This is a genomic window from Streptomyces sp. NPDC101393 (genome assembly GCF_044767385.1).
In the GTDB taxonomy this organism is placed as follows: domain Bacteria; phylum Actinomycetota; class Actinomycetes; order Streptomycetales; family Streptomycetaceae; genus Streptomyces.
On record NZ_JBIWNU010000002.1, the window covers coordinates 695,106 to 720,972 of the forward strand.

At 72.1% G+C, this 25,867-nt stretch carries 18 protein-coding genes; 6 read left to right on the top strand and 12 right to left on the bottom strand.

Annotated elements, in window-relative coordinates:
• Positions 1-77: 77 nt before the first annotated feature.
• A complete protein-coding gene (locus tag ACIRQ7_RS08770; RefSeq protein ID WP_404261012.1) occupies positions 78-1,292 on the top strand; it encodes a PP2C family protein-serine/threonine phosphatase in 1,215 nt (404 codons plus the stop codon).
• Positions 1,293-1,338: 46 nt separating this feature from the next.
• On the opposite strand, the gene ACIRQ7_RS08775 is transcribed toward ACIRQ7_RS08770, so the two are convergent.
• A complete protein-coding gene (locus tag ACIRQ7_RS08775) occupies positions 1,339-2,514 on the bottom strand; it encodes an aromatic acid exporter family protein (protein WP_404261013.1) in 1,176 nt (391 codons plus the stop codon).
• Between the two features lie 274 nt (positions 2,515-2,788).
• Between ACIRQ7_RS08775 and ACIRQ7_RS08780 the strand changes: the two genes are divergently transcribed.
• Complete coding sequence (locus ACIRQ7_RS08780) at positions 2,789-5,662, top strand: SpoIIE family protein phosphatase (protein ID WP_404261015.1); 2,874 nt, start codon at positions 2,789-2,791, stop codon at positions 5,660-5,662.
• 19 nt (positions 5,663-5,681) lie between these two features.
• Here the strand turns inward: ACIRQ7_RS08780 and ACIRQ7_RS08785 are convergent, their stop codons facing one another.
• A complete protein-coding gene (locus tag ACIRQ7_RS08785; RefSeq protein WP_404261016.1) occupies positions 5,682-6,635 on the bottom strand; it encodes a LysR family transcriptional regulator in 954 nt (317 codons plus the stop codon).
• 67 nt (positions 6,636-6,702) lie between these two features.
• Between ACIRQ7_RS08785 and ACIRQ7_RS08790 the strand changes: the two genes are divergently transcribed.
• Entirely contained in the window at positions 6,703-8,028 is a 1,326-nt protein-coding gene (locus tag ACIRQ7_RS08790) for an MFS transporter (RefSeq protein WP_404261018.1), read from the top strand.
• Positions 8,029-8,033: 5 nt separating this feature from the next.
• Here ACIRQ7_RS08790 and ACIRQ7_RS08795 read toward each other — a convergent pair whose 3' ends face one another.
• From ACIRQ7_RS08795 to ACIRQ7_RS08805, 3 genes are all read right to left on the bottom strand, one after another.
• Positions 8,034-9,095 (bottom strand): LLM class flavin-dependent oxidoreductase, encoded by a 1,062-nt coding sequence (locus tag ACIRQ7_RS08795; protein ID WP_404261019.1) that lies wholly within the window; start codon positions 9,093-9,095, stop codon positions 8,034-8,036.
• A gap of 4 nt (positions 9,096-9,099) precedes the next feature.
• On the bottom strand, positions 9,100-9,624 hold the full coding sequence (locus ACIRQ7_RS08800) for an SRPBCC family protein (RefSeq protein ID WP_404261021.1): 525 nt from the start codon (positions 9,622-9,624) through the stop codon (positions 9,100-9,102).
• A gap of 120 nt (positions 9,625-9,744) precedes the next feature.
• Positions 9,745-10,242, bottom strand: a complete 498-nt coding sequence (locus ACIRQ7_RS08805; protein WP_404261022.1) for a winged helix-turn-helix transcriptional regulator — start codon at positions 10,240-10,242, stop codon at positions 9,745-9,747.
• Positions 10,243-10,440: 198 nt separating this feature from the next.
• Here ACIRQ7_RS08805 and ACIRQ7_RS08810 point away from each other — a divergent pair, with 198 nt between their 5' ends.
• A complete protein-coding gene (locus ACIRQ7_RS08810) occupies positions 10,441-10,926 on the top strand; it encodes a peroxiredoxin (protein WP_404261024.1) in 486 nt (161 codons plus the stop codon).
• Positions 10,927-10,978: 52 nt separating this feature from the next.
• Here ACIRQ7_RS08810 and ACIRQ7_RS08815 read toward each other — a convergent pair whose 3' ends face one another.
• Genes ACIRQ7_RS08815 through ACIRQ7_RS08825 form a run of 3 tightly spaced genes read right to left on the bottom strand, consistent with a single transcriptional unit; the run spans position 10,979 to position 15,773 of the window.
• A complete protein-coding gene (locus tag ACIRQ7_RS08815) occupies positions 10,979-12,340 on the bottom strand; it encodes an MFS transporter (protein ID WP_404261025.1) in 1,362 nt (453 codons plus the stop codon).
• A 41-nt stretch (positions 12,341-12,381) separates the two neighbouring features.
• Positions 12,382-14,403: a PEP/pyruvate-binding domain-containing protein gene (locus ACIRQ7_RS08820; RefSeq protein WP_404261026.1), complete on the bottom strand. Its 2,022-nt coding sequence runs from the start codon at positions 14,401-14,403 to the stop codon at positions 12,382-12,384.
• The gene (locus ACIRQ7_RS08825) at positions 14,400-15,773 is read right to left on the bottom strand and encodes an acetyl-CoA carboxylase biotin carboxylase subunit family protein (protein WP_404261028.1); all 1,374 of its coding nucleotides are present in this window, start codon (positions 15,771-15,773) and stop codon (positions 14,400-14,402) included. Before ACIRQ7_RS08825 ends, ACIRQ7_RS08820 begins: the two co-directional genes overlap by 4 nt.
• A 482-nt stretch (positions 15,774-16,255) precedes the next feature.
• Here ACIRQ7_RS08825 and ACIRQ7_RS08830 point away from each other — a divergent pair, with 482 nt between their 5' ends.
• Both ACIRQ7_RS08830 and ACIRQ7_RS08835 read left to right on the top strand, forming a co-directional pair.
• Positions 16,256-17,554: a PAS domain S-box protein gene (locus tag ACIRQ7_RS08830; RefSeq protein WP_404261029.1), complete on the top strand. Its 1,299-nt coding sequence runs from the start codon at positions 16,256-16,258 to the stop codon at positions 17,552-17,554.
• A gap of 109 nt (positions 17,555-17,663) precedes the next feature.
• The gene (locus tag ACIRQ7_RS08835; protein WP_404261031.1) at positions 17,664-18,941 is read left to right on the top strand and encodes an extracellular solute-binding protein; all 1,278 of its coding nucleotides are present in this window, start codon (positions 17,664-17,666) and stop codon (positions 18,939-18,941) included.
• Between the two features lie 25 nt (positions 18,942-18,966).
• Here ACIRQ7_RS08835 and ACIRQ7_RS08840 read toward each other — a convergent pair whose 3' ends face one another.
• From ACIRQ7_RS08840 to ACIRQ7_RS08855, 4 genes are all read right to left on the bottom strand, one after another.
• A complete protein-coding gene (locus ACIRQ7_RS08840; RefSeq protein WP_404261033.1) occupies positions 18,967-21,870 on the bottom strand; it encodes an NHLP bacteriocin export ABC transporter permease/ATPase subunit in 2,904 nt (967 codons plus the stop codon).
• A gap of 1 nt (position 21,871) precedes the next feature.
• Entirely contained in the window at positions 21,872-24,166 is a 2,295-nt protein-coding gene (locus tag ACIRQ7_RS08845; RefSeq protein ID WP_404261034.1) for an NHLP family bacteriocin export ABC transporter peptidase/permease/ATPase subunit, read from the bottom strand.
• A complete protein-coding gene (locus ACIRQ7_RS08850; RefSeq protein WP_404261035.1) occupies positions 24,163-24,969 on the bottom strand; it encodes an HlyD family efflux transporter periplasmic adaptor subunit in 807 nt (268 codons plus the stop codon). The genes ACIRQ7_RS08845 and ACIRQ7_RS08850 overlap by 4 nt, the downstream gene beginning before the upstream one ends.
• A gap of 239 nt (positions 24,970-25,208) precedes the next feature.
• Positions 25,209-25,403, bottom strand: coding sequence for a type A2 lantipeptide (locus tag ACIRQ7_RS08855; protein ID WP_401468201.1), 195 nt, complete (start codon positions 25,401-25,403; stop codon positions 25,209-25,211).
• Positions 25,404-25,867 lie beyond the last annotated feature (464 nt).

Genomic DNA, 25,867 nt, shown 5'->3' on the forward strand with positions numbered 1-25,867 from the left:
GCCCGGATGCCGACGCACCGGTCCCCCGTGATCCTGGAGGGGAGTCGGATCACCACCAACCGGGCTGGAGGTGCCGGGTGCCGGAGGAGAGCCTCGCGGCCGGCGGCGGCGAGGAACTGTTGCAGGGCTTGCTGGCAGACGTGCACCGGACAGCACCGATGGGGCTGCCGTCGCTCGTCGACCGCTATGCCGCGCGCATCGGGGTGGAGCGGGTCGTCATCTACCTCGTCGACCTCCAGCAGCGCTGGCTGACCGCACTGTCGGGGGAGGACAAGCTGCTGGTCGACTCCTCGATGGCCGGCTGGGCGTACCGGGCCCTCGCGCTCCGCGTGGAGGAGACCCGTACGGAAGGGATGATCGTCTGGCTTCCGCTCGTCGACGGGGAGGAGCGGCTGGGCGTCATCGCCTGCTACACGCGGTCACTGGACACCGCACGGCTGCGGCGGCTGCGGACCCTGGCGTCCGTCCTTGCCATGGCGATCACCTCCAAGCGGGCGTTCAGCGACCGGTTCGTGGAGCAGTCCCGTACCGAGACCATGTCGCTGCCGGCGGAAATGGTGCGGGCCCTGCTGCCGCCCCGCACCATCGGGGGCGACCGTGTCGTGTCGACCGCGGTGCTGGAACCCGCCTACGAACTGGGCGGGGACGCCTTCGACCACGCCCTGACGGAGTCCACGCTGCACGTGGTCATCCTCGACGCGATGGGCCACGACCTCGCCTCGGGACTGACCACGGCCATCGCGATGGCTGGCTGCCGGAGCACCCGCCGGATGGGCGGCGGACTGCGCGAACTCGTGACCACCGTCGACGACGTACTCGCCGAATGGCTCCCCGATCAGTTCTGCACGGGGATCGTGGCGGAGCTCGATCTGACCGCGGGAGTGCTGAAGTGGTGCAACGGCGGGCACCCGCCGCCGCTCCTGATCCGTGACCACAAGGTGCTCGACCGCGCCCTGGAACGCCCCGGGGAACCTCCGATGGGCATGCCGGCCAAGCTTGCCGGTACACCGCGGGAAGTGCATCGGATGGCGTTGGAGCCCGGCGACCGGGTCCTGCTCTACACCGACGGGGTGACCGAGGCGCGCCTGGCGAACGGCCCGCAGTTCGGCCTGGAGCAGTTCAGTGACTACATCATCCGGGCCACCGCCGCGGGCGAACTCACCGCCGAGGCGCTACGCCGGCTGATGCATTCGATCCTCGAGCACCACGAGGACGCGCTGAACGACGACGCGACCATCCTGCTGATCGAATGGCGCGGGGTGGACGGGCAGCCGTCCACCGGGCCCGGCTGATCGGCGCCGACGGCCGTGGCCGATGCTTGCGCCCGGCCCGGCCGGGTCACGTGTCGTGATAGCGCCGCAGGACATCGCTGGTGTGCTGGAACTCTTCCATCAGACGAGTGGCCTCCACCACCAACACCCCGTAGGGGCGGGCCGGATCGGTGAGGGGCAGGCCGGCGTGCTCGGCCTGCGCGATCACCTGGCTCCGGTAGTTCTGGGCCCGCTCCGCCAGTTGGCACAGTTCAACGGCCTGGTCGGCCAGATGGTCCTCGTCCAGGTTGCCCAGGAGGCGGGCGTTCTCGGCGATGGCGCCGAGGAACGCGCCGTAGCTCCCCAGGAAGGGCCGGAAGCTGTAGCTCATCTCGCTGTCACGCCACTGATCGAGACTGCGGATGAGGGAACCGGTTTGGTAGAGCGTCCGCTCCAGCGCCTCCAGCACCGCGCCGTAGTTCTCGAAGCCGGTGCGCCCGCGGTGCCGGCGCAGGAGCCGGCGCGGGTTGTAGTAGAGGCTCTCCCGCGCCGTGCTCATACCGGCCCTGGCCTGGGCGATCAAATCCTCGGTCTGCGCGGCCCGGATGCGCCACCGTCCGGTGCGCTCCTCGTCCAAGTCACCCGCCGACAGGGCCGGGTGGATGTCGTCGAGCAGTTCCCACAGGGCTTGGGCGAGGGTCCGGATGCTGTGCTCGGCGCTGCGGTAGCGCATCGGCGGCAGGACCGCGAAATTCACGGCGAGCGCCACCACGCATCCGATGACGACCAGCAGCACGATCTGCCCGAGCGCGCTGATCTTTTCGACGCTTCCCGTCAGGGATGCATAGGTGGAGAAGGCGAAGAACGCCGCCGTGGCCACCTGGGTGCGCTGCGCGCCCAGGACCGGCCATCGCCCGATCACCAGGGCGACCAGCGCCACCAGCGCGAACGTCAGCACCTCGGTCCCGACGAGGAAGCCCAGAGCGGCCTGGACCGCCACCCCGGCCGCCACCGCGCCGACATAGCGCAGTGCCTGCACCAGCGACTGGTAGATGGTGACCTGTATGATCAGCACCGCCGAGAACGGCGCGAACGCGGGCGAGGCGGCGTTCAGGAGGAGGTGGGCGATCACCCAGGCGAGCGTCGCGGCCAGGGTGCTCTTGCCGATCAGCAGCGCGGTATGGCGTTCGTGGCCGTCCGATCCCCATGCCCGGCGCCACCACAGGCCGGCCCGCACGGCCGTCCCCCTTACCGTGAGCTGCACGCTTGACGCCTCCGGTCGGATCAGGAATGCGCCCTGGCGGCCCCCAGGGCAAGCTGTCGGTTCTCTCCTTGCGGCCTTCTTCGGACCACCGGCCGTCGTCGGCGCGTGCCGAGGTGCCTCCAAACTCACCCCCGGAGCCGCCGGGTGCCCCTCGGCAGGCCCCTCACTCACCCAACCGGGCCTCCCGGAACGCTGTTGCGCGGCGCGTCCGCCTGTCCGCGCTCCCGCCGAGCGCGAGGGCGGCGCAGCACAGTCCAGTGCTATAAAAGGGGATATGATCGAACATTTGCGTCGATCTCGATTCCCGCTGTTCCGCGGCCGGTCACAGCGGGACCGGCGGCGGGGCGCCGCGACGCACAACGGGAACCCTCCGCCGGGAAACGGGCGCAACGGCTCGCACGCCTCCTCAGGGATTCCCCTGCGGTCGGTGCTGAGTGTGCGCACCCTGGCGGGCCAGCTGATGCTCCTTCAGCTGGTCTTCACCGTGCTTCTGGTGGCGGCCGCCACGGCTGCCCTGGTGCTCCAGTCCCGTTCCGATCTCACCGGCGCGGCGCGCCAGCGCTCGCAGGCCGTTGCCGTGGCCTTCGCCAACGGGCCGGGGATGGCGCGGGCGCTGGACGGTCCGGATCCGTCCGCCGTGCTGCAGCCGTTCGCCGAGCAGACCCGTAGGAACACCGGGGTCGACAGCGTGGTGGTGTTCAACCTGCGGGGGATCCGGTACACCCATCCCGACCCGTCCCTGATCGGCAAGCACGTCATCGGCCCCTACAAGGACGCCCTCACGGGCCGGCCCTTCACCCGGACCATCGACTCCAGCACGGGCACCACGGTGACCTCGATCGCGCCGGTGACCAGGGGTAACGGTTCGATCGCCGGTCTGGTCTCGGTCGGGATCACGGTCCAGCAGGTCGAGAGCGCGGCGGCCGGGCAGCTGCCGCTCCTGCTGGGCGGCGCGGCGGGGGCGCTCGCGCTGTCCGCCGGCGGCACGCTGCTCCTGGGCCGCCGGCTGCGGCGCCAGACCCATGGCCTCGGGCCCGTCGAGATGACCCGGATGTACGAGCACCACGACGCGGTCCTGCACTCGGTCCGTGAGGGGGTGGTGATCCTGGACGAGGACGGCCGGCTGCTGCTGGCGAACGACGAGGCACAGCGGCTGCTGGAGCTGGGCCCCGACGCCCAGGGGCAGCAGGTGGCGGACCTGGGCCTGGACGAGCAGACGCTGGAGCTGCTGACGTCGCGCCGGGTCGCGACCGACGAGGTGTGCCCGGCCGGGGACCGGCTGCTGGCGGTCAATATCCGGCCCACCGAGGCGAAGGGCGGCCCGCAGGGCAGGGTAGCGACGCTGCGGGACACCACGGAACTGCAGGCGCTGTCGGGGCGGGCGGAGGCCGCGCGGGAGCGGCTGCGGCTGCTGCACGACGCCGGTGCGCGGATCGGTTCGACGCTGGACGTGCGCCGGACGGCCGAGGAGCTGGCGGAGGTCGCCGTCCCGCGCTTCGCCGACCTCGTCACCGTCGAGCTGGTGGAGCCGGTGCTGAACGGTGAGGAGCCGGACGCGGGCGGCGGGGCGGGGCTGCGCCGGGCGGCCGTCGGCGCGCGGCCGTCGGGTGGCAGTGCGGCCTTGCGGGACGGCACGTTGTTCCCACTGGACGAGCGGATCACCTACGGCGGCGCCGCCCCGCAGTGCCGGGCGCTGGACGCCGCCGAGCCGTCCCTCGTGCCCGGACTCCTGGCCGTGCCCGGCTGGGAGCGGCAGGATCCGGACGGGGTGGGGCGGCTCCGGGCGGCCGGGATCCATTCGCTCGTCACGGTGCCGCTGCTGCACCGGGGCGTGGTGCTGGGGCTGGCCAACTTCTGGCGGGCGGGCAGCTCCGCACCGTTCGACGAGGAGGACCGGGCGGTGGCGGCGGAGCTGGGCAGCCGGGCGGCGGTGTGCATCGACAACGCCCGCCGCTACACCCGGGAGCACACCACCGCCGTCACCCTGCAGCGCAGCCTCCTGCCGGGGGCGCTGCCCGAGCAGGACGCGGTGGAGGTGGCGTACCGCTATCTGCCGGCGCAGGCGGAGAAGGCGGGGGTGGGCGGCGACTGGTTCGATGTGATCCCGCTGCCCGGCGCGCGGGTCGCCCTGGTCGTCGGGGACGTCGTCGGCCACGGTCTGCACGCCGCCGCCACGATGGGCCGGCTGCGCACGGCCGTGCACAATTTCTCCGCGCTCGACCTGCCGCCCGGCGAGCTGCTGGGCTGTCTGGACGAGCTGGTCACCCGGATCGACCAGGACCGCACCGCGGAGGACAAGAGCGCGCAGACCGCGGGCGCCACCTGCCTGTACGCCATCTACGACCCCGCCTCGGGCCTCTGCACGATGGCGACGAACGGCCACCCGGGGCCCGCGCTGGTGCTGCCGGACGGGGGCGTGAGCTTCCCCGAGGTCCCGGTGTCGCCGCCGCTGGGCCTCGGTGGCGAGCCCTACGAGACCCTGGAGGTGCAGCTGCCGCCGGACAGCCGGCTGGTGCTGTTCACGAACGGACTGGTGACGGACCGCGACCGGGATTACGCCACCGGCCTGGACCTGCTCCACCGGACGCTGGAGCAGCTGCCGGACGCCGGGCCCGACGAGACCTGCCGGCGCGTCTTCGACGCCGTCGCGCCGTCCCGGCCGAGCGATGACATCGCGCTGCTGGTGGCGCGTACGCGGCTGCTGGACCGTTCGCAGATCGCCGAGTGGGACGTGCCGAGCGATCCGGCGGCCGTCGCGCCGGTGCGCGCGGATGTCGCCGGCCGGCTCGACAGCTGGGGCCTCTCGGACCTGAGCTTCGCCACCGAGCTGATCCTGAGCGAACTGGTCACCAACGCCATCCGTTACGGCGCGGAGCCCGTCCGGGTGCGGCTGCTGCACACCCGGAGTCTGGTGTGCGAGGTGTCCGACGGCAGTAGCACGGCCCCGCATCTGCGGCGGGCGGCGACCACGGACGAGGGCGGCCGCGGGCTGTATCTCGCCGCGCAGTTCTCCCAGCGGTGGGGGACCCGGTACGCGGCGAACGGCAAGGTCATCTGGACCGAACAGGCCCTGGAGAACGGGGCGTCGGCGGGCGATGACACCGACGGCGACGCGTTGCTCGACCAGTGGGACGACGCCGCGTGGTGAGCCCGTCCGCGGGTGGCGGTCAGCTCCGGGCCCGTTCGCCGAAGCAGTCCTGGGCGCGGCTCATGACCAGGTCCACGAAGTCGGACACGATCGGGGTGGGGGTGCGGGCGGTGATGCGGGTGATGCCGACGGTGCGGTAGGCGTCCGGCTCGCGCAGCGGCAGGTCGACGAGTCCGGACATCGCCACCGGGGAGGGCGGCAGGACGGCGACCCCGAGGCCGGCTTCGACGAATCCGCGGATGGTGGCGATCTCGGCGCCCTCGAAGGCCACCCGCGGGGTGAACCCCGCCGCCGCGCACAGGTCGTTGACCAGGCGGCGGAGGCCGTAGCCGGAGGTCGCCATCACGAAGTCGTCGGCCGCGGCCTCCGCCAGCCGCACCTGGCGGCGGTCGGCGAGGCGGTGGCCGGCCGGGACGACCAGCCGCAGCGGTTCGCGTGCGACCGGCAGGTTGGTGATGCCGTGTGCGTCGGTCAGGGGCGAGGTCAGGCAGAGGTCCACCTCGCCGGCCCGCAGCCGCTCCCGCAGCGCCTCGGCATGGTCCTGGACGAACTGGAAGCGGACGTGGGGGTGGCGGGCGCGGAACCAGCGGACGAGCAGCGGGACGGGGGCCGTGCCGAGCGCGGGCAGGAAGCCGAGGGCGACCGTGCCGGGGAGGTCGGTGGCCTGGCGCAGCTCCTCGCAGCCGGTGGCGATCTCCTCCAGCCCGCGCTGCACCCGGGCCAGGAAGGTGCGGCCCTGGCGGGTCAGGCGCAGTCCGCGGCCCTCCCGGCCGAACAGCGGTGTGCCGACGGCCGCTTCCAGCCGGGCGACGCTGCGGCTGACCGTCGACTGCGGGACCCCCAGTTCGTCCGCCGCCCCGGAGAGGTGTTCCAGCCGGGCGACGGCGGCGAATCTGACGAGGTCCGGGCACATGCCCACCAGGGCGGCCTGGGACATCGAGGTCAGGGGTCCGCCGTCGGCGCTTCGTTCCATATATGGAATGTACCGTGGCGTTTTATGCATTGGACGCATCATCCGGGGCGGACCTAGCGTCGCCGGAGTGACCGACAGCGCCATAACGCCTCCCGCCCACACCCACGGAACGCCGCTCTTCCGGCGGGCCACCGGCGCCCTGTTCGCCGCGGGAATGACCACCTTCATGACGCTGTACTGCGTCCAGGCGCTGCTTCCGGCCTTCTCCACCGACCTGCACCTCTCCCCCGCCACCTCGTCGCTGACGATCTCGGTCTCCACCGCCGCCATGGCCGTGGCCGTGGTCCCGCTGACCGCCGTGTCGGACGCCTGGAGCCGGACGGGGATGATGACGCTGTCCCTCACGGCCGCCGCGCTGCTCGGCATCGGCGCGGCCTTCGCGCCCGACTTCGGGACGCTGCTGGCCATCCGCGTCCTGCAGGGCCTCTCCCTCGCCGGTCTGCAGGCCACGGCGATGTCGTATCTGTCCGAGGAGGTCCACCGCGCCTCGCTCGGCCGGGCGATGGGCCTGTACGTCGCCGGCAACGGCATCGGCGGCATGGTGGGGCGGCTCATCGCCGACGGTGTGCTGGAGGTGACCGGCAGCTGGCGGTGGGCGCTGGGCGCGGTCGGGCTGGTCGCCGCGGTGTGCGCGGTGCTCTTCCGGGTGTCCATCCCCGCGTCCGTGCGCTTCGTCCGCCGCGAACCCAGGCCGCGCGCCATGGCCTCCGGCATCGCGCGGGCGCTGCCGGACAGCGGGCTGCTGCGGCTCTACCTGATCGGCTTCGTGGCGATGGCCGCGTTCGTCACCGTCTACAACTACCTCGGATTCCGGCTGATCGCAGCGCCGTTCGGCCTGTCGCAGACGGCGGCCGGGCTGCTCTTCATCGCCTATGTCGCCGGGTCGTTCTCGTCGGCCGCCGCGGGGCGCCTGGTCGACCGGTACGGACGTCCCCGGGTGCTGGCGCCCTCGCTCGTCATCACGCTCGTCGGCCTCGCGGTCATGCTGGTACCGCGGTTGGGCGCCGTCGTCCCGGGACTGGTGATCTTCACCGTGGGGTTCTTCGCGGCGCACGCGGTCGCCAGTGGCTGGGTCGGCGGCCGGGCCACCGCGCTCGGCGCCCAGGGCGCCGCGGTCTATCTGTTCTTCTACTACATCGGCAGCGCCATCGGCGGCTCGCTCGGCGGCCTCGCCTACTCCGCCGGCGCGTGGCAGGGCGTGACGGTGTACTGCGCCTGCCTGATGGCCCTCGCCCTGGTCAGCGCGGTGACGCTGCGCCGGCTGCGCCCCGCGGCGCGATCGGCGGCCGCCGCCGGGGGCTCGGCGCAGCTGTCCGGCGGCCCGGCGGCCGGAGCATCCGGGCGGGCCGCGGGACCGGCGGACGGTACGCCGTCCACCGACCCCGCGCCCTGAGGCGCTCAGCCGCCGGTTTCCCGGTCCACCTCGCGCACCAGGTCCAGCGCCCTGCCCAGGGTGGTGAGCCGGGCGTCCAGGGTGTCGCCCGCGGGATAGAAGCGGACCGTCCGCACACCGGCGTCGCGCCACACGCGCAGTCGCTGCCGCACCATGTCCTCGGTGCCGATCAGTGTGGTGGCGAGCACCATGTCGTCGGTGACCAGAGCGGCCGCGCCGTCCCGGTCGCCGCTCTGCCAGCGTGCGTGCACCTCGGCCGCGGTGTCGGCCCAACCCTGCCTGCTGTAGGCGTTGTTGTAGAAGTTCGTGGTGGCGGAGCCCATGCCCCCCAGGCTGAAGGCCAGTTCCTTCCTGCGTCCGGCCACCATCGTCCGCAGCGCGTCCTCGTCGGCCGCGAACGCCACTTCGGCGCCCTGGCAGATGTCGAGGTCGGCGCGGGTGCGGCCGGCCGCGGCCAGCCCCGCGTCGAGGTGGTCGAAGTACGCCTCCTGCGCACCTTCGGGGACGAAGCTGGTGCCCAGCCAGCCGTCGGCGATCTCGCCGGTCAGGTGCAGCATCTTCGGTGACAGGGTGGCCAGATAGACGGGGATGTCGTGTTCCGCGCGCATCGACAGCCGCATCGGCTTTGCCCCGCCACCCGGCAGCGGGATGCGGAACTCCTGCCCGGAGTGCGTGATCTTCTCGCCGGCGGCCGCCTGCCGGACGATCTGTACGGTCTCCCGCATCCGGCCGAGCGGTCGTGCGAACGGCACGCCGTGCAGCCCTTCGATGACCTGCGGCCCGGACGGGCCGAGGCCGAGCAGGAAGCGTCCGTCGGAGATCTGGGAGAGGGTGACCGCGGCCCGTGCGATGGCCATCGGGGTGCGGGTGGCGAGCTGGATGATCCCGGACCCGAGGAGCATCCGGTCGGTGCGCGCCGCGAGATAGCCCAGCGGCGACGGGGCCTCCGATCCCCACGCCTCGGCCACCCAGCAGATGTCCATCCCGAGCCTCTCCGCCTCGGTGACGAAGTCGACGGTCTCGCGCCAGTCCCCGCCGGACGCCTCGATGGTGGTGGACGTACGCATCGGCTCACGCACCTGCCGGTGCCGGGGCCTCGGCCAGCCGCCTGACGGCGTCGAGGGTGGCGGTCATGTTCCGCTCGAACTCCCGCATCCGGACGAACACGATCTTCTGCTCCTTGTCCGGCATCCGGTCGATGGCGAAGGACAGGCCCGAGCTGCCGGGGCCCAGCCGCATCCACTGGCACAGCTCGGTGCCGCCGTCCCGCGCCGCGAGGGTGAACCGCCAGAGTGCGGCGGGGTGTTCGGGGTCGCCGACCGCCCAGGCGAAGGCCCGCGGCGGTTCGTGGGCGACGACCTGGGAGGTGGTCTCCCACTCCCCCAGCTCCGGGTGCTCGCTGCGGCCGGTGAAGCGGGCGCCGAGGGCCGGCCCCGTCGCCCCGTCGAGCCATCGCACCGACCGCAGTTCGGCGCTCAGCTTCGGCATCAGCTCGATGTCGGAGACCAGTTCCCAGACGCGTTCCGGTGGGGCGGCGATCCAGGTCCGCGCCTCGGCCGTCGGGTTGTCCGCGTAGCGTGCGCCCGTCCACTCCATGTGCCGGTCTCCGTTCCCTGCGCCAGAAAGGTGCCCTGACCTTGAGAGTTGCTTAGATGAACTCACCTGTCAAGGAAAGGGAGGGGAAGGGAAGGAGCCCGGCCGGTACCCGGGCGCCGTTCAGGACCGGAAGCGGCGGCGCACCTCCGGACGGGCGGCGAGACGGTCCGGATAGCCCGGCCCCATCCGGGCGTGGGTGTCCGCGGCGGTCATCGGCTCCTTGCAGTCGGCGCAGACCACCTCGGCGTCGCCGTCGTGACCGCAGGGGTCGTGATGGAAGACGACCGGGGGCCCCTCCTCGCCGCTCAGCCAGCGATTGCCCCAGGTGTTCATCGCCGCCAGCACGCCGAAGAAGTCACGGCCCTTCTCGGTGAGCACGTAGTCGTGGCGCACCGGGTCCTGCTGGTAGGGCCGCTTCTCCAGGAGCCCTTCGTCCACCAGTCGCCGCAGCCGGTCGGTCAGGGTGTTCCGTGCGACGCCCAGCTCCTTCTGGAACTCGTCGAAGCGGGTGATGCCGTAGAACGCCTCGCGCAGCACGAGCGGCGTCCACCAGTCCCCGAGCAGGTCCATCGTGCGGGCGATGGAGCACGGCCAGGCCGCAAAGGATGTCCGTCTCATCCTTCCAGCGTACGAGGGTCTCCGGCCGGGACCCGGCAGGTCGGGAGGGCCGCACGGGCAGGGTGCCCGCCCGCTCCTCCGTACTGCCGGCCCCGCGCCCCCCGCCGACGGCCCCGCACGCGCGGGGAGGAGGATGGGCCGGCAGTACGGACGGCGCCGCGCCGCCCCTCCCCCGCCCCCGGATCAAGGGATGACGAGATGGCCTCAGGACTTCAGACCGGAATGCCCGTGCCCGACTTCACGCTCCCCGGTGGGGTGCTGAAGGACGACGGGTTCGAGCGCGGCGCGTACACGCTGTCCGAACGGCGCGGCACGCCACTGGTGTTGGCGTTCTACCCCGGCGACGACACGAGTGTGTGCACCAAGCAGCTGTGTTCCTACTCGTCCGGGCTGGAGCAGTTCCAGGACCAGGATGCCGAGGTATGGGGGATCAGCCCGCAGGACGTCGACAGTCATGAGCAGTTCGCCCGCAAGCACGGGCTGCGGATGCCGCTGCTCGCGGACACCGACCGGCAGGTCGCCCGCGCCCTGGGCATCGCCGCGCCCGGCATCGGGCTGCGCAGGTCGGTGTTCCTCGTCGGCCCCGACGGCACCCTGAGCTGGAAGCATGTCGCGCTGTTCGGCGCCACGTTCCAGTCCCTCGGCACGCTCACCGAGCGCCTCACCGCGCTCCGGCAGGGCTGACCCCCGGCACATGCGGCCGGGGGCCAGCGGATTCACCGCCGGAGGGGACGGGTCACTGCCCGCCCCCGGAGGCCCGATCCTTGAGGGGCCGGCGTGCGGGCACGCCGCTCCCGGGCACGCCCGCCAACTGGTCGCCGGCCTCGGGGAGGGCGGACTCCGGGGGCCCGTCCGGCCGGTGTCTAGGTCCCGATGAGCCCTTGCGCAGGACGAGTTGGAGGGCGATCATCACCGCGAGCGTCACCAGCGCGCTGTGCCACAGCAGCGCGTCGAGCCGGCCGGCGGACAGGTACGCGCCGGCTGCCACGGCCGCCAGTGCGCACACCGCGCGGTCGATGATGCTCTCGACGGACAGCAGGGTGGCGCGCGGGGCGTGCGCGGGGATGGCGTCGTTCATCAGCTTGCGCTGGAGGGGATAGGCGAAGCCGGTGATGGCGGCGAACACGCACAGCAGTGCCACGACGGTCCAGGGGCCACCGAGGGTGATGCCGGCGAGGGTGCCCGCCAGCGCGAGGCTGAGCAGGGACACCCAGGTGACCGGCGACAGGCGCCGGCCGAGCCACTGGGGACGGGCCGATGCCACCGCCTCCGCCACGGTCATGGCGGCCAGCACCCCGCCGTGCGAGTTCTCGGCGATGCCGTGATCGAGCAGTACGGGCTGGAAGAGGTTCACCTGGCAGATGCGGGAGAGCGTGAAGACCGCCACGCCCTGCACCATCACCAGGGCGAGCCAGGGTGAGGCCCGTACGCAGTGCAGGGCGGCGCCGGCATCGCGCAGCAGGACACCGCGGGCCCGGCCCTTCCCGCCGCCCTTCCCGCCGCCCTTGTCCGGCGCCCGACCGGTGTCCGGGTCGTGCGGCGCGAGCCTGGGCAGGGCCACGGCGCAGGCCAGGGAGCCGGCCGCGGCGGCGGCGCTGAGGACGTACGGAGCGGCATGGGCGACGGCCATGAGGGGGCCGACCAGCGGCCAGCAGAGGACCTTCGCGGCGAGCCCGAGGGCGCGTGCCTGGCCCTCGGCCTTCAGATAGTGCTCGTCGGCGCCCTCGGCCCGCAGGCCGTCGTAGAGGTAGGCGCTGGCGGCGCCGGACGTCAGGGAGCGGCCGGCGGCGATGGCCAGGAAGTGGACGAGGAAGCCGGTGTAGGAGGGCGCGAGGACCGGGGCCAGGTTCGCCGCGGTCATCACGACGGCCCCGGCCCGCAGGCAGTTACGGGCACCGATGCGGTCGGCCACGATGCCGGTCGGGATCTCGAACAGGCAGAACGCGACGTAGTAGATGCTCTGGATGCCGAAGATCTCGCCGTCGGACAGCCCCGCCTGCCGCTGGTAGGCGTAGAACACCGGCATCCACCACAGCAGGTTGAACAGCAGCTGGAAGCCGTTGTTCAGCCGGATGATGCGGCGGGCCGGCGCCGTCATGGGTGAGCCGGTGGCGGGGCGCGGGCCGGGGTGGCGGCGGATCACAGCGCGTAGGGGCGGATCTGGACCAGGCGGAAGTCCCCCTGATCGGTCATCAGCCACTCGATGTCGAGCGGGTCGGCCGCGTCCGCGCCACCGAAGTGCGACTGCAGCAGCCGGCCGGTGAGCGCGAGGTCGGCGAGCCGGTTGCGGGTCGCGTCGGGCAGGTCCTCGCCGCACGAGCCGAGGGCCACGGTCCGGCCGCCGCCCTCGACGGTGTTGTAGAGGTACTGCAGCGGCAGGGTCGTACCGTCGACGACGCTTTCCGGGGATCCCGGCGAGCAGTTGAGGTAGACGTTGCGGAAGTCGGCGCGCCGGGTGGGGTCGCAGGTCACCAGGACGCCGCCGAGGCCGGCCGGCGCGTAGCGCTGGATGATCACGCCCATGTAGGTGTCGTCGAGGGAGATGCCGGCCTGGTGGCGCAGCCGCACGCTGCGCGGCGACAGCAGGGAGGCCCACACCTGCCGTACCGCGTCGAGGAGTTCGGCGGCGCCGTGGACGGTGGTGACGGAGTCGTAGACCCCGGCGGCGGAGAAGCCGGGCAGGTCCTCGGCGTTGGAGGACGAGCGCACGACCAGGCGCATGCCGGAGGCGAGGCCGGGCGGGAGCGCCTGGGTGATCTGCCGGGTCACGTCGTCGGGCAGCGGGGTGTTGCGGACGAGCTGCTGGAGGTGCAGGCAGAGCGGGTCCAGGACGTCGACGGCATCGAGTTCGAGGGCCATCTTCAGCTTGCCGATACCCTGCTGGAGGGCGGGCGAGGAGGTCAGGAAGCGGTGCTGGAGCGCGAACGGCAGGGCGATGCCCTCGGGGGCGGAGACCGTGCGGGCCGCGAATGCGGCTGCCGCCCGGCGCAGTTCACCGGCGTTCGCGTCCGGGATGCCGAGGCGCGCGGCGAGGTGCCCGTACAGGTCCTGGCGCGGTGGCCGCGGCTGCCCGTAGTAGGCGGTGAGGTCGGCGGTACGGCCGGCGAGTACGTGGTGCAGTTCGCCCAGGTTGGCGGCCTTGGTGCCGTAGCGGTCCTGGTCGGCGCGGCGCAGCAGGTGCAGGGACTGTGCCGGTACGTCCTCCAGGAGGGGCTGCTCCAGCCGTATCCGCTGCTGGTGCCAGAGGGGCGCCTGCAGGGTGGGCGTGTCGGCGAGCGGCACGAGGGAGATCTCGTCGTCCTGGACGCGGTAGCGGATCCACCGGCCGTCGAGGCCGTGGCGTTCGACGATCCGGTCCAGGTCGCGGACGATCGCGTTGGGGATGCCCCAGCCGGAGGCGAGGACGTTGGTGTGCGAGAGCGGAGTGATGGGTGCGGTGTTGAGGAACCCGGCCACCCGCGGCACATCGTCCGGCAGGCAGGGCATGGCCACGATGTCCGACCAGCCGAGTGTGCCGGCGGCGGCCGCGTACTCCTCGGAGGTGCGGAAGTGGCGCAGCCGCCCGACGGCCTCGCCGGGGTTCAGCGGGGTGCGGGTGCGGTTGCCGAAGAGTTCGTGGCTGAGGATCCGCGGCACGCGCAGGTCGCTGATGGCGATCAGTTCGTGTTCCTGGCCGTGGTTGGCCGGTTTGAGCAGCAGCGGCAGCCGGCCGTCGACGCGGTGCCGGGCGAATGTGTAGAACTCGTCGAGCAGCGCGCCGTGCATGGTGTCGGCCTCGGTCGTCTCCAGGACGAGGAAGGGCCGCTCACGTCCTTCGGCGTCCTCGTCGGTGTGCAGGGAGAGCACGCCGAGCAGGAAGCGGCGCTCCGGGTCCATGTAGACGGAGGCGTTGAAGGCGTCGAGACAGGCGTCCAGCGTCTCCAGGCTGATGCCGAGGATGCGGGTGGCGATGTAGTTGACGTGGAAGGGGTGGGCTTCGGTGTCGAGGAGGTGCCAGGTGTCCTCGGCCCGGTCCACGACGACCTTGAGGTAGGGGTGGCCGGCGAGGACGCCGGAGAGGGTGCGGAAGAGCGGGAGGGAGAGGTTCTCGCCGATGACGGTGCGGTCGGCGGCGGGGGTGGCGGGGCCGGGGGTGCCGGCGGGCAGCACTGCGGTGGTCATGACCGCGCCTCCTCGGCGCCGAGGGCCGGAAGGATCCGCGGAAGGGCGTCCACCAGCGTCCGGAAGTCGTGCAGGACGGTCTGCGGGTCGGTGGCGGAGAGCAGGCAGAGCGCGGCCATGGTGTTGGCGCCGGCGGCCGGGTCGTAGACCGGGACGGGGGTGCCGTCGGGGAGTGAGTTCTCGCCCACCACGGTCAGGCTGCTGCCGTCGCTGAGCGGTACGGCTGCGGTGACCGCGGGGAAGTCCCAGACCCGCCGGTCCTGCCAGGCGTCGCCGGCGCCGTCGACGGCGAGCACGACCAGCGAACCGGCGGCGCCGCGCGCCTCCTCGGGGGTGCGGGCCCGCGCGGGCCAGGACACCGGCTTCCCCAGGAGGTGGTCGACGAGCATGCCGATGAGGTCCAGGCCGAAGACCTCCTCGATCTGCGGGACGGTCATCGCGCCGCCGAACCGGGCGGCGGTCTCGATGACCCACATCCGGCCGTCGGCGCCGAGCTTGATCTCGGTGTGGATACCGCAGTTGCCGAGTTCCAGTGCGTCGACGGCGTCGCGCGCGAGGGCGATGACGCGCTCCTGGGCGGCGGGCGGCAGCGGGGCGGGCGTGATGCCGGCGCGTTCGGTGAACGGTGCGACGGTCGGCATGCGACCACTGAGGCAGACGGGGTGGAAGGTGCCGTCGATGACGACACCTTCGACGCTGACGTAGTCGCCCCAGCCGGGCTCCTCGAACCACTCCCCCGCGCTGCCCTGCACGATCTCCTCGACGAGGAAGTCCGCACCGGCGTCGGCCACATGGAGTTCGGCGTAGCCCAGTTGGGCGGATTCGGCCATGACGTGCCGGGCCTGCTCCCAGGCCGCCGGGGCCTCCTGCGGTGTGCGGAGGATGCGGTGTGCGGTGGAGCCCGCGCTCCAGGCGGCCTTGAGCAGCAGCGGGAAGGTGAGCGTCGCCGCCGCGTCGTGCAGATCCCGCTCGGTGGCGACGGGGCGGAACCGGGGCTGGGCGATGCCCCGTTCGTGCCAGGTGCGGCGCATCATCCGCTTGTCGCGGGCTGCGACGCAGGAGTTGCCGGCGCCGGCCAGGCCGAGCTTCTCGCAGGCCTCGGCCACCGCCACGACGGCGTATTCGGAGAAGGTCACGACCGCGTCGGCGCCGATGGCCTGGGCGTGGCCGACGATCAGGGCGACCAGGTCGTGGCGCTCCTGTTCGGTGGGGATCAGGACCGAGGCGCACCGGCGCTCGGCGGACGCGGCGACGGTGGGCGGAAGCGCGCTGAGCGCCAGCAGGTGCACTGCCGACCTCGCGGCGACCCGTGACAGGGCATAACCCAGGGGCGGGCCGCCCTTGGCATGCACAAACAGCACCTTGCTCACAGAAATCCGACTCCTTCTCGTACGGGGCTCGTTGCGGGTTCGTAGCGGGGGTGGTGCAGCAGTTGACGCGCGTAGCGCGTGGTGGTGCGGCGTTCGTCGAACGGGGTCGCCACGAGGGTGCGTGGCGGGGTTCGTGACGGGGCTCGCGGTGGTTCGCTGTGGGACGGTGCGTCGGAACAGCGGGGACGGGCGGCGGCTACTCGGCCGCGCGCCATCCCCTCAAGCCAATCAGCTGCGGGACTTACACAACCCCCCTTCCGGGGGTGACCGGTCAGGCAAATGCCTGAGTTGTAGGAGTCGTCGATCTCTCGTGAAGGTTCTGTGATGGCGTATGGCGCGTATACCGGCAGGAGGCCTTGGGCCCGCCGTTCTGAGGGACATCGCGCCGGAAAGCCACCCGATTCGGCCGAGATGCGTGCGTGCACCGGAACCGCATGGGATACGCATGGCCATGTCACGCCGGGTGAGCCGGTGCATACCTCATGGCAGAAAGGCCGTTCGTGGACGAGGCCAGTTTCAAAGCACTGCTCGAACACCTCCCCGTGTCCTGGTGGGAGACCGAGGGGGAGCGCGTCGTGGACAGCGGCGGCGGCGCCTTCGATGACGCGCGAACGGCACAGCGCTTCCTCGACACCCTGTGCCAGGATTCCGTCCCGGAACCGTCCCCCGAAATCAGCCACGGGCAGGCGCAGTTCGACGGCCGGCTCTTCGATGTGAGCCGGCTGCTCGGCGGCGTCCCGCGCCACGGCAGGGCACGCGGCGTGGCCGTGGAGGTCGGCTCACCGACCGCGGCCGCCCGCCGCTACGACGCCTTCGCCGACTTCGCCCCCGCGGCGGCCTTCATCCGGGACCGGGACGGGTGCTACCGCTGGATGAACCACGCCTACGCGCACCTCTACGGCACCACGCCCGAGCACGTCATCGGGCGCAATGTGCGGGAGTTCAACTCCCCGGCCGACACCGCGCAGTTCCTCGCGCTGGACCGGGACATCCTCTCCCGCGGCAAGCCGGTGCGGCACACCCTGACCTACCACCGTCCGGACGGCGGCGTCGGGCATGCCGCCGGCCACCGGTTCCCCGTCCGCGAGGGCGACCAGACCTGCGTGGCCGGCATCTACGTCGACATCACCGACTACACCCGCGCGCTGAGCCAGCGGCGGGAGGCCGAGGAGAGCCTGTACGCGCTCCGCGACCACAGCGGGCTGCCCTGCGCCCTGATCTCGGCGGGCGGCCGGATCCAGCAGGCGAGCAGCGCCGCCGCCGAGCTGCTGCACACCCGGCTCTCGGATCTCGTCGGCCGCCGCGCGCACACGGTCCTCGCACCCGCCCCCGAACTCGACGCCCTGCAGCGCGGGTGGGGCGATCTGATAGCCCGCCGCAGACGGCGCGTCGAGACGTCCACCGTCTTCGTCGACACCCTGGGCCGGCAGCGCCGCGTCCGGCTGCATCTGACGACGATGGGCCGCAGTTCGGCCCGCGCGGCGAGCGTCTGGGCGGTCATCACGCACCAGGGGCTCGCCCACCCGGCCCATCCGCCGCTCACCGCCAGCCAGGTCCGGATCCTGTCACTGCTGGCGGGCGGGCGCAGCAACGGCGAGATCGCCGCATCGCTGCGGCTGTCCCGGCAGACCGTCGACTACCACCTCAGCCGGCTGCGGGACCAGTTGGGCGCGGCGACCAGGCCCGAACTCGTCGCCCGCGCCTACGTCCTGGGGATCCTGGCGCCGCAGGCGTGGCCGCCGCGGTCGGCCACCGCGACGCATCCGCACAGCGCGACCTGAGCCCGGCCCCCAGCGAGGTGCACTACATGCCTGCATGGCACGAACTGCCACTCACCGCGTACGGTTGGCGTTCCTTCACGGTCGGTCCAGGCAAGAGGTGGCAACAGCAGTGCGTCGACGGCACTTTCTCTCCCGCACGGCAGGCATGGCCGGTGCGGCGGCGTTCGGACTGAGCGGCTGCGGCTCCGGAGAGGAGACGGGCGGGAGCGTCACCCTCAAGGTGCTGGCGGCGAGTTACGGCCGGAGCGTGGGTTCCTCCCTCGTCGACCGGTGCCACGCCTCCATCGCCCTTTTCGAGAAGCGCCACCCGCAGATCACCATCGACCTCGAACTCGTCCCCCTCGGGAAGATCGACAAGACCCTCGCGCAGCGGGTGAAGGACGGCCGGGCACCCGACATCGCCCAGTCGTACGTCTTCGCGGACTACGCCGAGGCCGGGCAGCTCTACCGCGCGGACCAGCTCTTCGGCATCCCCGCGCAGGCCGACTTCATCACGTCCTTCGCGCGGGCGGGGGAGGTCGGCTACACCCAGTACGGGATACCCTTCCTCGCCAGCACGCCGCGGCTCTTCTACCACAAGGGCCTCTTCGAACGGGCCGGCCTCGACGGGCCGCCCACCTCCTGGTCCGGGCTCCGGGACGCCGTCCTCGCACTCGAATCGTCCGGCGTGCGGCGTCCGTACGGGCTGCAGTTCGGTCCCGAGGCGGCCGAGGACGAGGCGCTGGCGTGGATGCTCGCGGCCGGCGGGGGCTACGCGAGCCCGTCCGGCTACGACTTCGCCAGAACCGAGAACGTCGAGGCCCTGACCTGGGTGAAGGACCACCTCGTGACGGCGGGGCCGGCCGGGGGCGATCCGGCGGGGTTCAGCCGCACTCCCGCCTACGCGGCCTTCCTCAAGGGCGAGGTCGGGATGATGGCCGCCCACCCGGTGCTGATCAAGGCGGCGCGGCAGGCCCGGATCCCGTACGGGCACGCCGCCTTCCCGATGCGGCACGGCGGCGCGGCCCCACCGGTGGGACTCAGCGACTGGCTGATGGCGTTCCGGCGCAACGGGCACCGCAAGGAGTGCGGCGCCTTCCTCGGCTTCCTCTACGACACCACCCGCGCCTCCGGCTTCGCCGCCGGCCAGGGGACCCTCCCGGTCACGGTGTCCGCCTCCGAGGCCCTGCGGGCGCAGACGTCCCAGCGGCCGCTGCGCCCCTTCATCGACCAGATGCCGAAGGCCGAATTCCACCCCGTGGGCAGAAGCTCCTGGCCCACCGTCCGCGACGCGCTGCGGCAGCGGATCGGCTCCGCGGTCGCCGCGGACGGCGATCCGCAGCGGGTGCTCGACGGGCTCCAGGCGACCGCGAACGCGGCCGAGGCGGGGCCCCAGGACACCGCCTGACGCCGCGGCGGTCCCGGCGGGTGCCTCAGGTCAGCTGGCGGCGCACCAGCTCGTGCAGGTGACCGCTCGTGTCGGCGAGCAGATCGGCCGGGCGGCCCTGCTCGACGACCCGGCCCTCCGACATGACGATCACCCGGTCGGCGTCCATGACGGTGGTGAGCCGGTGGGCGATGACGACCCGGCTGGCGCTCAGGGCGCGGGTGCTCTCGATGACGATGCGCTGGGTCTCGTTGTCCAGGGCGCTGGTGGCCTCGTCGAAGAACAGGATACGCGGGCGGCGGACCAGCGCCTGGGCGATCATCAGGCGCTGCCGCTGGCCTCCGGAGATCGCGCCGCCGCCGGAGATCATCGTGTGCAGCCCCATCGGCATGCGCTTGATGTCCTCGGCCAGGCCCGCCATTTCGGCCGCCGCCCAGGCCTCTTCCTGGCTGAAGGCCTCGGTGCCGCAGATGCAGTCCTGGATCGAGCCGGACAGGGGCTGGGCGTTCTGCAGCACGACGCCGCACTGGCGGCGTACCGCGGCCTGGTCGAGGGCGGACAGGTCCTGGCCGTCGTAGAGCACGTTGCCGGCGGCCGGCTTGTCGAAGCCGATCAGGAGCCGCAGCAGCGTGGACTTGCCGCAGCCGCTGGGGCCGACGATGGCGACGAACTCGCCCGGCTGCACCTGGAGGGAGACGTCGTCGAGGACCAGGGGGCCGTCGTCGGTGTAGCGGAAGGACAGCTTCCGGGCCTCGATGCCGCCGGCCAGCGCCCCGGGCTGCGCGGCGGCCCCGCGGACCTCCGGCGCTTCGTCCAGGACCGGCTTGATCTGCTCGAACATGGGCAGCGCCGCGGCGGCCGAGACGAACGCGCCGGTGATCTGCGTGACCGACGTCAGCAGCATGGTCATCGCGGTGTTGAACGTCAGGAACGAGGCGGGCGACATGCTGCCGCGGGCCGGTCCGGCCAGCAGCATGAACATGGTGAGCGAACAGAGCGGCAGATACACCGCGTTGAGGACGGTGGTGGCGTTCTTGATCCGGCCGGCCCGCTGCTGCAGCTCGCGCGAGCGCGCGAACTCCCGCGCCCAGGCCGCGTACGCGAAGCTCTCCGCCGCCGCGACGCGGAGCTTGGGCAGGCCGCGCAGGGTCTGGAAGGCCTGGTTGTTGAGCTTGTTGCCGAGCTTGACCAGCCGCCGCTGCCAGCGCAGTTCCCACATCCCCATGGTGAGGAAGACCGCGCCGATGACGATCAGCATCCCGATCGCCGCCAGCGCCAGCGGCACGCTGAAGAAGAGCAGCAGCACGAGGTTCATCGCGCCGACGGTGCCCGCCTGCACGGCCACCGGACCGACGCCGGACAGCACCCGGCGGATGGCACTGATGCCCATCGCCGCGCTCGCCAGCTCGCCGGTGGACCGCTCGGTGAAGAACTTCGTCGGCAGTCTCAGCAGCCGGTCCCACACGGCCGGCTGGAGACTGCTCTCGATCCGGCCCTCCATCCGCAGCACGGTGAGGTTCTGCAGCAGCATGAAGGCCGCGGTGACGATGCCGGCGACCATCACGGCCAGCGAGACCTGGACGATCAGGCCCTTCTCCGCGGTCGGCACGAACTCGCCGAGGACCTTGCCGGTCGCGATCGGCACCAGCGCACCGAGACCGACCGTGACCAGCCCGCTGAGCGCCAGGTTGCGCAGGTCCATCCGCGTCCCGCGGAGGCTGAAGCGCATCAGTGCCCACAGCGTCATGGGCCGCTCCGGGAGCGGCCGGTAGAACATCACGGCGCGTGGTTCGAAGTCGTCGGCGTTGTCCTTGCCGATGCCCATCCGCAGGCCCGACGCCGGGTTCACCGCCTCGTACCTGCCGCGCCGCCAGAGCAGCGCCACCGGGGCGCCGGACTTGGCGCGGTGGCCCACCAAGGGGCCGGCGTTCGTCCGCCACCAGCGGCCGTCGAGCCGGATCCCGCGGGTGCGGATGCGGGAGGCGACCGCGACGCGTTCGACCGGGCTGATCCGGTCGTTGACGGCCGCGCCCTTGGGAGGCTCGGTCAGGGTGATCCCGGCCGCCTCGGCGACCGAGCGGCAGACGGCGAAGGTGGTGTCGTCGGCCTCCCGGTCGCGGCCGGTGCTGCGTGAGGACCGGTCCTGGCGCCCGATGGAGGCGAGCAGCGCCTGGTCGGCCCGCTCGCGGACCGCCTCGCCCGCCTTGATACCGGCGGCCGTACGGTCCTCGTGCGCACGCTCCAGCTGCTCGATCCAGCGGTCCACGGCGGACAGCAGCCGGTACTGCTGGTTGACCATCCGCTGCCACAGCCCGCTGTCGACCAGCAGATCGCCGGCCGCCTCCGCGCTGTACGAGGCGCCGTACTGGACGCTGCCGGGAGGGACCGGCATCCACAGGATGTCGTCGTCGGCGACCGCGTCGTCGGCCGGCCGGCCGTCCAGCGGCGCCTCGAACAGGACGCCCAGGCTGCGCCCGGTCCCCAGCGCGAAGGCGTGCTCCAGCGCGGTGGGGCCGGCGCCCTGGCCGCCGTAGGTGTCGTCGTACGCCATCCCGTACTGGTAGCCGCCGGTATCGGTGGCATCGCCATATCCGTCGTAGCCGCCGTACGCCCCGTATTCGGGCCGGGGCAGCTCCCGCAGCGGGATTCGGCGCAGCACGCAGTCCTGGGAGGGGCGGCCGAGCAGAGTGTGCTGCGGGCCCTCGACGGGGCCCAGCAGCAGAGTTCCGGCTTCGAGGCGGCCGAGGAAGTGCCAGTGGCCCTGCTGGGCCACGTCGACGGCGAACAGGTCGAGGGCGCCGCCGGTGACGAGCCAGAGGACGTGCGGGCCCTCCAGCGGGACGCTGCGCAGTCCGGCGCAGTCGACGGGCGTGCCGAGGCCGCCCAACGCCTGCGTCACCGCGTCGAGTTCGCCCGGTCCCACGGTCGCGGTCGGGTGTACGGATGACACGTCAGTGCTCCTTGACCAGCTCGGCGTACGGGCCGCCGGCGGCGGCCAGGTCCTCGTGCCGGCCGCGTTCGACGACCACTCCGTGATCGAGGACGACGATCTCGTCGCTGTCGCGCACCGTGCTGAGGCGGTGGGCGATCACGACGCAGGCGCAGCCGCGCCGCCGCAGGTTGTCGATGATGATCTGTTCGGTCTGTGCGTCCAGGGCGCTGGTGACCTCGTCGAGGACGAGGATGCTGGGCCGCCGCACGAGTGCGCGGGCGATCTCCAGGCGCTGGCGCTGGCCGCCGGAGAAGTTGCGGCCGTCCTGCTCGACGCGGCTGTGGATGCCGTCCGGGCGGCGGGCGATCACGTCGTCGTAGAGGGCGGCGTCCTGGAGCGCGGCGATGACGGCGTCGTCGGGGATGGAGGGGTCCCACAGCGCGACGTTGTCCCGGACGGTGCCCTCGAAGAGGAAGACGTCCTGGTCGACGAAGGACACCGAGGCGGCCAGCGCGCTGCGGGAGATGTCCTCCAGGCGCTGTCCGTCGATGCGGATGGTGCCTTCCCAGGGGCTGTAGAGGCCGGAGATCAGCCGGGACACGGTGGATTTGCCACTGCCCGAGCCGCCGACGAGCGCGACCTGCCGGCCGGGGCCGACGGACAGCGAGAAGCCGGTCAGCAGCGGCTTGTCCAGCGGGCTGTAGCCGAAGGTGATGTCCTCCAGCGTCACATGACCCTTGAGGCGGCGGGTGCTGGCGTCGGGCTCGCGGCGCGAGTAGAGGCTGTCGACGGGGAAGGACTCGACGTCCTTGAGCCGGGCGACGTCGGCGGCGAAGTCCTGGATGCGGCCCGCCACTCCGTTCAGCCGGGTGATCGGCGCGGTGAAGCGGGTCACCAGTGCCTGGAAGGCGACCAGCAGACCGATGGAGATGTGCCCGTCGACCGCCCGCAGGCCACCGATCCAGAGGATCAGCGCGCTGTTGAGCGTGGCCAGGGTGGGGGCGACGACGGCCAGGACGGCGCTGGGCACCCCCAGCCGCTGCTGTTCCTCCAGGGTGGTGGCGTGCTGGCCGGCCCAGCGCCGGAAGTAGCCGTTCTCGCCGCCGGTGGCCTTCATCGTCTCGATGAGCTGGAGGCCGGTGTAGGAGGTGTTGGTCAGCCGGGCGGTGTCGGCGCGCAGCTTCTGGGTGTGGGTGGCCCGCAGCCGGATCACGATCCGCATCGCGACGACGTTGAGCAGCGCGATCAGCACCCCGACGACCGTCAGTTGCGGGTCGTAGGTCCACAGCAGCAGGGCGTAGAGGATCACCACGATGCCGTCGACGCCGGCCGCGGCGAGGTCGCGTGCCAGGGTTTCGGCGACCGCGTCGTTGGACTGCAGGCGCTGGACCAGGTCGGCGGGACTTCGCTGCGAGAAGAAGGTGACCGGGAGTCTGAGCAGATGCCGCAGGAACCGGGCGCTGCTGAGGGTGGAGGAGATGATCCGCCCGCGCAGCAGGTTCGCCTGTTGCAGCCCGGTCAGTACGGCGGTGAGCGCCACCATCGCGGCCATGGAGGCGAAGAGCGGCCCCAGCAGCGAGGTCTGGTTGCCGATCAGGAACATGTCGATGTACGTGCGGCTGAGCGCGGGCACCGCGGCGCCGACCGCGACGAGCAGCAGGCTGGCGAGCAGCGCGGCGAGCAGGGTGCCCTTGGTGCCGCGCATCCGGGCGGGCAGCGCGCCCATGATGCCCGGTTTGCGGCCGCCCTTGCGGAACGATTCGGACGGTTCGAAGACCAGGGCGACACCGGTGAAGCTGGTGTCGAAGTCCTCGGCGGGCACGAAGCGGCGGCCCTTGTCGGGGTCGTTGATGTGGACGCCGCGGCGGCCGAAGCGGCGGCCGGTGCCGTCGTAGACGACGTAGTGGTTGAACTCCCAGAACAGGATGGCCGGTGCCTGCACCTCGGCGAGCGCGGCCGGTTCCATCTGCATGCCCTTGGCCTGCAGGCCGTAACTGCGGGCGGCCTTGAGCAGGTTGCTGGCGCGCGAACCGTCGCGGGAGACGCCGCAGGCGATGCGCAGCTCTTCGAGCGGCACGTGCCGTCCGTAGTGGGCGAGCACCATGGCCAGGGAGGCGGCGCCGCACTCCAGGGCCTCCATCTGGAGGACGGTGGGGGTGCGGACGGACCGGCGCTTCTTGGCCTTGGGCGCGGGCTCGGGGGCGCGGCGCGGCCGGCGGCGGTTGTTCGCGGCGGGCTCGGGGCGGTGCCGGCGGCGGCCGGGGGGCGGCAGTTGCCGCTGCTTCGCCGCCGGGGATTCGTTCGGTGCGCTCACGGAAGCAGCCAATCGATCGGATGCTGCTCGGCCAGGTGGACGGCGCCGGAGGCCAGGGTCATGGATTCGACGGGGTACGGCGGGCCGTCCGCGGACGACCAGCGGTAACCGGACTTCGTCCCGGGTGCGCGGTCGAGCTGCACGAGGACCGCCACGGGCTGGCCGTCCTTCGAGAACTGCTCGCCGAGCTGGCTGCTGCCCAGGAACCCGGAGATCCGCTGGCGGGTCTGGGCGGTCCTGCCGACGGCCTTCACGCGGCCGCGCAGCACACCGTATTGCTGGGTCGGCACGGACTGCACGGTGAGGTCGACGGAGGCGCCCACGGGCACCGAAGCGCCGCTCTGGGCGGGCACGTACAAGGTGGCCGTCAGGGGGTCGTCGGCCTTGCGGATCCGTTCGACGGACGCGACATCGGAGCCGGTGGTGACCACGGATCCGATGGTGGCGACCATGGCCGTCAGCCGTCCGGCGGCGAGCGTGCGGACGACGGTGGTGCCCTGCGGGGTACGGACCTTGAGCACCGGCGTGTTGGCCCGGACCCGCTTGCCCTCCTGGGCGAGTACGGCGGTGACCTGGCCGGAGACGGGGCTCTGCAGGATGTAGCTGCCCTGGCCGTGGGTGAGGACCCCGGGGGCGTCGACCGTGGAGGACAGGGTGCCGGTCACCGCCCAGAACGCGGCGCCGATCATGACGGCGACCGTGACGATCAGGACGAGCCAGCCCTGCGGCCGGGCGAAGCGCACCGGCAGGTCGAGTTGCTCGGGCGACTGCAGCTTGGAAAGGGCCTGTTGGCGGAACTGCACGACACTCTTCCCTCAACTGCAATGGACTCTTCTGGACAACGCGTGCGGCCCGGCACGGCCGTTGCTGCCGTTCCGGGCGGTCGGTGGCGTGTCGGGGGCGCGGCGGCCGTGTGCCCCGGGGCCCGGCCGAGGCCGGGCGGATCCGGGGCACGCGGCCCGGCAGGTCGGCAAGGAGGGGACGCCGACATGCCGTCTTCACCGCTCATGGCTGACTGTGCCGCTCAGCGACACAGACGGGCTCAGAGACCGGCGACCAGGCCCGTGACGGCACCGGTGTTGACGCCGGTGGTCTGCTCGACCAGGCCGGTGGCCGTGCCCACGACACCCGAGACCGGGGCGATGGAGTCAACGGTGTCGGTCACGGTGCCGACGAGGCCACCGGCGATGTTGTCGAGCTCACTGTCGGCGATTTCCTGGGTGTGAACCTGGTTCATGATGATTCCCTTCGGGGTGAATAACGAGAAAAAGCTGCGGCCGATCCGTCCGGCAGGTCGGTCCGACCGCGGCAGCGGTAGCCGGGTGCCCGAATCAGGAACCGTGACTTCCGCAGTGCGATGGATCAAAGCATGCAGGCGCGCTGCGCAGCTAATCGGACACCCGCCGATCCGGACTTCACACCTCCGCCGAATTACTTGACGTGCACGCGTGTCCATCGGTTGGTAGCAGCTTCTTCACAAGATCTACGGTTTTAATTCCGGAGGGTCGGCGCACTTGCCGCTGTGAACGGGACATTCCCTCACCAATCCACTGAAGCGCAGGTCAGAGCCGTGTGGCGACGGAGGGACCAGTGCACCGCCTGCGCATTCGGTGTGCAGATTCGCTGAAGACACGAAACTTTTCGGGCATCTCAGCGCTGCGCGTACACAGGACTGCGGTGAGTGTTTCCGGTGTCCCCCCG

Bases quoted from the DNA above. Each gene is read 5' to 3' on its own strand.
- ACIRQ7_RS08780 (WP_404261015.1), top strand. From the start codon at position 2,789: ATGATCGAACATTTGCGTCGATCTCGATTCCCGCTGTTCCGCGGCCGG.
- ACIRQ7_RS08785 (WP_404261016.1), bottom strand. From the start codon at position 6,635: ATGGAACGAAGCGCCGACGGCGGACCCCTGACCTCGATGTCCCAGGCC.
- ACIRQ7_RS08795 (WP_404261019.1), bottom strand. From the start codon at position 9,095: ATGCGTACGTCCACCACCATCGAGGCGTCCGGCGGGGACTGGCGCGAG.
- ACIRQ7_RS08800 (WP_404261021.1), bottom strand. From the start codon at position 9,624: ATGGAGTGGACGGGCGCACGCTACGCGGACAACCCGACGGCCGAGGCG.
- ACIRQ7_RS08805 (WP_404261022.1), bottom strand. From the start codon at position 10,242: ATGAGACGGACATCCTTTGCGGCCTGGCCGTGCTCCATCGCCCGCACG.
- ACIRQ7_RS08810 (WP_404261024.1), top strand. From the start codon at position 10,441: ATGGCCTCAGGACTTCAGACCGGAATGCCCGTGCCCGACTTCACGCTC.
- ACIRQ7_RS08815 (WP_404261025.1), bottom strand. From the start codon at position 12,340: ATGACGGCGCCGGCCCGCCGCATCATCCGGCTGAACAACGGCTTCCAG.
- ACIRQ7_RS08820 (WP_404261026.1), bottom strand. From the start codon at position 14,403: ATGACCACCGCAGTGCTGCCCGCCGGCACCCCCGGCCCCGCCACCCCC.
- ACIRQ7_RS08830 (WP_404261029.1), top strand. From the start codon at position 16,256: ATGGCAGAAAGGCCGTTCGTGGACGAGGCCAGTTTCAAAGCACTGCTC.
- ACIRQ7_RS08855 (WP_401468201.1), bottom strand. From the start codon at position 25,403: ATGAACCAGGTTCACACCCAGGAAATCGCCGACAGTGAGCTCGACAAC.